At 46.3% G+C, this 6,520-nt stretch carries 6 protein-coding genes and 1 tRNA gene; all 7 read left to right on the plus strand.

Features of this window, described 5'->3' with window-relative positions; genetic code table 11:
* A partial coding sequence (locus VN105_RS14490; protein ID WP_325642082.1) for a CPBP family intramembrane glutamic endopeptidase occupies nt 1-441 on the plus strand: 441 nt, incomplete at its 5' end.
* A gap of 95 nt (nt 442-536) precedes the next feature.
* Nucleotides 537-1,610, plus strand: coding sequence for a tetratricopeptide repeat protein (locus VN105_RS14495; RefSeq protein WP_325642084.1), 1,074 nt, complete (start codon nt 537-539; stop codon nt 1,608-1,610).
* A 94-nt stretch (nt 1,611-1,704) separates the two neighbouring features.
* The gene (gene paaN / locus VN105_RS14500; RefSeq protein WP_325642086.1) at nt 1,705-3,360 is read left to right on the plus strand and encodes a phenylacetic acid degradation protein PaaN; all 1,656 of its coding nucleotides are present in this window, start codon (nt 1,705-1,707) and stop codon (nt 3,358-3,360) included.
* Nucleotides 3,361-3,420: 60 nt separating this feature from the next.
* Entirely contained in the window at nt 3,421-4,086 is a 666-nt protein-coding gene (locus VN105_RS14505) for a YceI family protein (RefSeq protein WP_325642088.1), read from the plus strand.
* Between the two features lie 82 nt (nt 4,087-4,168).
* Entirely contained in the window at nt 4,169-4,459 is a 291-nt protein-coding gene (locus VN105_RS14510; protein ID WP_325642090.1) for a 2TM domain-containing protein, read from the plus strand.
* Nucleotides 4,460-4,488: 29 nt separating this feature from the next.
* Nucleotides 4,489-6,303: a long-chain fatty acid--CoA ligase gene (locus VN105_RS14515; RefSeq protein ID WP_325642092.1), complete on the plus strand. Its 1,815-nt coding sequence runs from the start codon at nt 4,489-4,491 to the stop codon at nt 6,301-6,303.
* A 69-nt stretch (nt 6,304-6,372) separates the two neighbouring features.
* Nucleotides 6,373-6,439: transfer RNA gene (locus VN105_RS14520), tRNA-Arg, on the plus strand.
* The last annotated feature ends 81 nt before the right edge of the window (nt 6,440-6,520 follow it).

Genomic DNA, 6,520 nt, shown 5'->3' on the forward strand with positions numbered 1-6,520 from the left:
CTGCTGATCCGGGAAAAACCACTCTTCTATTGCTTTGTTTATTTCCTGATTGACCCGCTGATACAGGAAAGCCTCATGAGAGGCGTTGTCCTCGACAGTCTCCTTAAAAACTATACACCGGTAAAGGCTATTCTGAACACAGCTGCCATCAGCTTCGCCTTCAGTTTATCTCCCTATACTTTTCTGTATACAGTATCCTTCTCCCTGCTGCTTTCGTGGATATACATGAAAACAAAAAACCTCGGCAATACACTTTACATACAGGTTTTATGCGGCCTTATCCCCGCCCTGCTGGTATTTACGCTGCAGGACGATTTCAATACCACTGTGCAACAAATATTGAACTCCCCTCTCCTGGTGGGTGCCGGTGGGATAGTAGCCATCATTTGCATAATTATTTTACAAACCAACTTTTCCAAATCAAATAATACAATAAGATAATATAAAAAAGATATTCCTCCTGTTATCCTGCCTACAGATTGATGGGTGGCACATTACCCCATTTTCCTTACTTTTACAGCAAACGACAGACAGGGATGAACATACGGTCTTCTTTATTGAAAGCACTTTTTGTTGCGGGAGTTTTATTTTCACAGGTTGCGGTTGCACAGGATGCCAAAGAGTTGTATAACACAGCCACCGGCTTTATTCGTAGCGGAGATTATTCCAATGCCGTACTGGTACTGAACCAGGCTTTGCAGCTTGAACCGGACAATTTTGAATTTAAAAAGCAGCTGGGTTTTACTTACTACCTGAAAGGTGACCTGGTAAAAGCAAAGACCATTATTGAACCGTTGCTCAGCAGCAGGGACGCAGATGTACAGGTATTCCAGATTGCCGGTAATATTTACGTGGGAAGGGAAGAATGGAAAACCGCACAGCGTATGTATGAGCGGGCCATCAAAAAATTTCCCAACAGCGGGGAGTTGTATAATGATAACGGTACGCTGCTGATGAATTTCAAAATGTACGATGGGGCGCTTCGCAGCTGGATCAAAGGCATTGAACAGGACCCCGGTTTTCCCGGCAACTACTACAATGCCACTAAAACGTACGACTTCAGCAATAACCCGCTTTGGTGCATATTGTATGGCGAAACCTTCATGAATATGGAAAGTTTTACCACACGCACGGCAGAGATCAGGAATATTGTACTAGAATCTTATAAAAAATTATTCAACGATCCTTCCCTTTTCGAAAGTGCATTACCTGAAGACAAAAAAGGCAAAAAGGGCAGCAACGAATTTGTAGAAGCATATAAAGCCTGTATGGGCAAGCAGATCAGTGTAGTAACCGGGGGAATAGATCCCGACGCATTGATTATGGTACGTACCCGTTTTATACTGGACTGGTATAACTTTTACGGCATGAAATATCCGTATGCCCTTTTCGATTACCAGCGTCAGCTGTTACGGGAAGGAATGTTTGAATCGTACAACCAGTGGCTGTTTGGCCCAAGCGCCAACCAGGCCAGCTACAAAGCGTGGGTAGGATTACATAAAACCGATTATGATGCTTTCCTGAAATTTCAGCGCAGCAATCCGTTAAAGCCGAAACCCGATGAATATTACAACGATGGAAGGTTTACGCTGATCAATTCCGGGTATTAGTATTTAGATATTTTTTGATTTACCGGTTTGGCCAATTAGTTGCTGTAGCAACTGAATGACTAAATCCGTAAATTGTAAATCTCAAAATCTGAATATGCTCGTTAACAAACACCAAAACATTATCGACAATGCTGTAAAAGCGAACCACGAACGAACTTTCTATTCGCAATACCCGGAGCATCCCAAAGCTTACGGTGAAGAAGCTCATGCAAAAGGCGTACAGAGCTATCAGCAATTGCTGGGAAAACCCTTCAAACAGTTACTGCAAACCGGCGAAACCGGTTGGAGCGGAGAGGAAATGTCGCCTTACACACTTGAGGTGCTGGGCGTTACCTATCCCGTTTTTCCTGTGGGCGACCTGTTAAAAAAAGCCACCGAAGCCGGTAAACACTGGGCAAAGGTACCGGTGTCAGAAAGAGCCGGTATACTCACGGAAACGCTGGAAAGCATAAAGGATTACTTCTTTGATATTGCCAACGCTACCATGCACACCACCGGCCAGAGCTTTATGATGAGCTTCCAGGCTTCAGGTCCGCATGCCAGCGACCGTGCATTGGAAGCCATTGCCAACGGCTATCATGAGCTGCAGCGTTACCCTCCCTCATTAACCTGGGAGAAGCCGATGGGCAAAACCAGCATTAAACTTTATAAAACCTTCAAACCTATACCCAAGGGCCCCGGTGTAGTAATTGGCTGCTCTACTTTCCCGGTGTGGAATACACTTCCCGGTGTATATGCCGACCTGATCACCGGCAACCCGGTGATTGTGAAGCCCCACCCGAAAGCCGTGCTGCCTATTGCCATCGCTGTAAGCGTCATCCAGCAATCACTCCGCGACAACGGCTATGATCCCCATCTCTGCCAGCTGGCAGCCGATAGCTCAGACCACCTGATCGCCAAGGACCTGTGCGGGCATCCGGATGTGAAGCTGATAGATTATACTGGTGGCAACGCCTTTGGCAACTACGTGGAATCATTACCGGGCAAAACGGTATTCACGGAAAAAGCAGGTGTGAACTCAGTGATCCTCGACAGCGTTACCGACCTTGATGCGGTTATTCAGAACCTGGCATTTTCTGTGAGTTTATATTCCGGGCAGATGTGTACTGCGCCGCAAAACTTTTTTATCCCCGAACAGGGCATCAAAACTGCCGGCGGGCAAGTACCCTTCAATGAGGTAGTGCAAAAATTCAAGGAAGCGGTGGTAAGCCTGGTAAACCACCCGAAAATGGGCGCAGGCACACTTGGCGCCATACAAAACGACAGCACCCTGGCCCGCGCCAGAGAAGCGCGCCACCTCGGCGGTAAAGTGATCCTGGAAGGTACCCCGGTTGTGAATGAAGAGTTCTCCAATGCCAGGGTATGCGCTCCCACTATTGTAGAAGTGACCAGCGCCGACACTTCCATCTACGAAAAAGAACTTTTCGGCCCGGTGATCCTCATCATTAAAACCAGGGACACCTCACATAGCATTCAGCTGGCCAAACAGATGGCACAGAAATACGGCGCCATTACCTGTGGGGCTTATACCACTGATCCATCTGCCAAAGAAAAAATAACGGAAGAAATGAACAGCGTTTTCACTCCTGTATCTTTTAATCTTACAGGATTTATCTGGGTAAACCAGCACGCTGCTTTTTCCGACTTCCATGTTACCGGCGGCAACCCGGCCGGTAACGCCAGCTTTACCAACCAGGAGTTTATTGTGAAACGGTTTGTGTGGGTAGGCAACCGGGAACTGGCGGAATAAAGAATATATCAACAAGCGCCCTTCCAAACCGGGCGCTTGTTTTAAAGTATATAAGTATTTATGAAAAGATGTTTATGTATAATGCTCGTAATAGCCTGTGGCATCTTTGCATGCGAACAGGCGCCTAAAGCTGATAAAGCCAGGATCACTGATGCACAAACGGTTCAGGCAGCCACCGGCAACGCGTATCTCCCGGATACCGCTGCCAGCGTGGTGAAATGGATTGGCACCAAGCCCACCGGTAAGCATCATGGCTCCCTGAAACTGGCCGGCGGCGCATTATACGTAAAAGACAGCCTCATTACCGGCGGACAGTTTATCATTGATATGCATTCACTCCAGGATATTGACCTGGCAGCTGATTCCGCTATGAAACGCAAGCTGGAAACTGAACTGAAGGGAGAAATGTTTTTTGATGTAAAAAAATATCCCGCTGCTACTTTCGAAATAACAGAAGTAACCCCATTTCATCCATCCGATGGTGATGAACTCACCCTCAGGAACGCCACCCATATTATCAAAGGGAACCTCACCCTTAAATCCGTTACAAAAAATATCTCCTTCCCTGCCAGGGTAACGCTCAAAAACGACAGCATTACCGCAATGGCCAATTTCAATATAGACCGTACCCAATGGGGCATCAGCTATCGCGCGGATAAATCATTACAGGACAAACTCATCAACTCACAGGTAAACATCTCCTTCGATATCAGGGCTAACCGCTAAGCCTGTTTTTCCCGTTTTTTTCTGTATTAAGCCAATAAAATGCTTAAATTTAGTACAACACCAGTACCTAAAACTTACTTCCATGGAAACAACTCAAGAAAGAGATAACCGACTTTGGCGCATCGCAAAAGCCAGGGCTGGATTTAAGTCTCACCTGATCATTTATCTCGTGGTTAACCTGGGACTCTGGGCAGTATGGTTTCTGACAGACAGTAATAAAATGAATGGTACCCCCTGGCCCATATGGCCGGCGCTGGGATGGGGTATTGCACTGGCTTTCCAGTATTTTAATGCCTATCACAAGGATGCCTACGGGAATGCATTGGAAGAATATGAAAAGCTGAAAGAACAAAAAGAACACACACGTATCTGATATTTTAGCCAAAACAAAATTACAACAGCATGGACCAACCGCAACGACTATTTGATGTGATTCCATACCAGTTAGCCAATTATCCGAAAGAGGATATGCTGGCAGGTAAAGAAAAAGGGCAATGGAAAAAATATAGTACGAAAGAAGTAGCGGACCTCACGCTCAAATTCAGCTCCGGCCTGCTCAAACTGGGCATCCGGCCTGGCATTAGAAAGAACGAGGAAAAAGATAAAATAGCCATCATTTCACCCAACAGGCCGGAATGGATCATTACCGACCTTGCATGCCAGCAACTGGGTGCTGTGCTCACCCCCATTTACCCTACCATCAGTGAAACAGAACTGGCTTATGTGCTGAATGACGCAGAAGCACGTATTCTTTTTGTAAGCGACAAAGACCTGCTGGACAAGGTTACCGCCATGAGGGATAAATTCCCCTCCATCCGGGAAATATTCACCTTTAACAAAGTAGAAGGGGCACGCCACTGGTCGGAAATCCCTGAAATGGGCAATACCGCCGACTTTGAACAGATTAAAGAGGTGAAGAAAAATATCTCCCCCGAAGAACTGGTCACCATCATTTATACTTCAGGTACTACCGGCACACCAAAGGGCGTAATGCTCAGTCACCATAACATAATGAGCAATGTACTGGCCTGTCAGCCTTATCTGCCCGTTAATAAGGAGGCTAAAGCCCTCAGCTTTCTGCCATTGAACCACATATTTGAACGGATGGTTACCTACCTGTATCTCTGCTCCGGCGTACCGGTTTACTATGCGGAGAACATGGAAACCATTGGCGATAACCTGAAAGAGGTGAAGCCCACTATCTTTACCACCGTGCCACGCCTGTTGGAAAAAGTATATGAAAAAATTATGACTACCGGCCTGGAACTCAAAGGCATTAAAAGAGCCCTCTTCTTTTGGGCGGTAGATATTGGCAAACGGTATGAAATCAATAAAGACCAGGGCGCCTGGTACAACTTCCAGCTCAGGCTGGCTAATAAACTGGTTTTTAGTAAATGGCGCGCTGCCCTGGGAGGTAATATCCAGGCTATTGTAAACGGCGCCGCCGCCTGCCAGGTGCGCCTGCTGAAAATATTCACCGCCGGCGGCATCCCTATCATGGAAGGTTACGGCCTCACTGAAACTTCGCCGGTGATCAGCGTGAACCGCATCAACGTGGAAGACCGCATGTTTGGCACCGTAGGCCCCATTATCAGCGGCGTAGAGGTAAAGCTGGCTGAAGATGGGGAAATTCTCTGTAAAGGCCCCAACGTAACCATAGGCTACTACAAACGCCCCGATCTTACAGCAGATGCCATTAAAGACGGCTGGTTCCATACCGGCGATATCGGCGTTATGATCGACAATAAATTCCTGAAAATAACCGACCGGAAAAAGGAACTCTTTAAAACCTCCGGCGGCAAATTTGTAGCGCCACAGCCTATCGAAAATAAATTTAAGGAGTCGCCCTACATTGAACAGATCATGATTGTTGGAGAAGACCGCAAATTCACGGCAGCACTCATTGTTCCTGCCTTCAGTAACCTCCGCAACTGGGCGCAAAAACGTGGCATTACCGCCACCTCTAATGAGGAACTCATAAAAAACCCCGATGTACTGGACTTGTACAAACAGGCGGTAGACAAATACAACCAGTTCTTCAGCCATATAGAACAGGTAAAAAAATTCCTCCTCCTCCCCCACGAATGGACGGTAGACGGCGGTGAGCTTACTCCTACCCTTAAGGCCAAGCGGAAAGTGATCCTGGAGAAATTCAAGAAGGAAATTGACAGCATCTACGCCCCGGCCGGTGGAAAAGTAGATATAGAAAGTCTTTAAATATTAATTTAAAACCCTTACTTTTGCCACCCGATCCCCGGATTGGGGTTAAAAAAGTGCTGGCCTCATAGTTCAATGGATAGAATAGAAGTTTCCTAAACTTTAGATACAAGTTCGATTCTTGTCGGGACTACCAATCTTTCAACCAGCCAAGCAACAAATATTTCAAAATTTTATTTTGCATTTTAAATACTGTCGATTATTTTTAAAACCTTCT

It is taken from the genome of Chitinophaga sp., from assembly GCF_035564935.1.
GTDB lineage: Bacteria > Bacteroidota > Bacteroidia > Chitinophagales > Chitinophagaceae > Chitinophaga.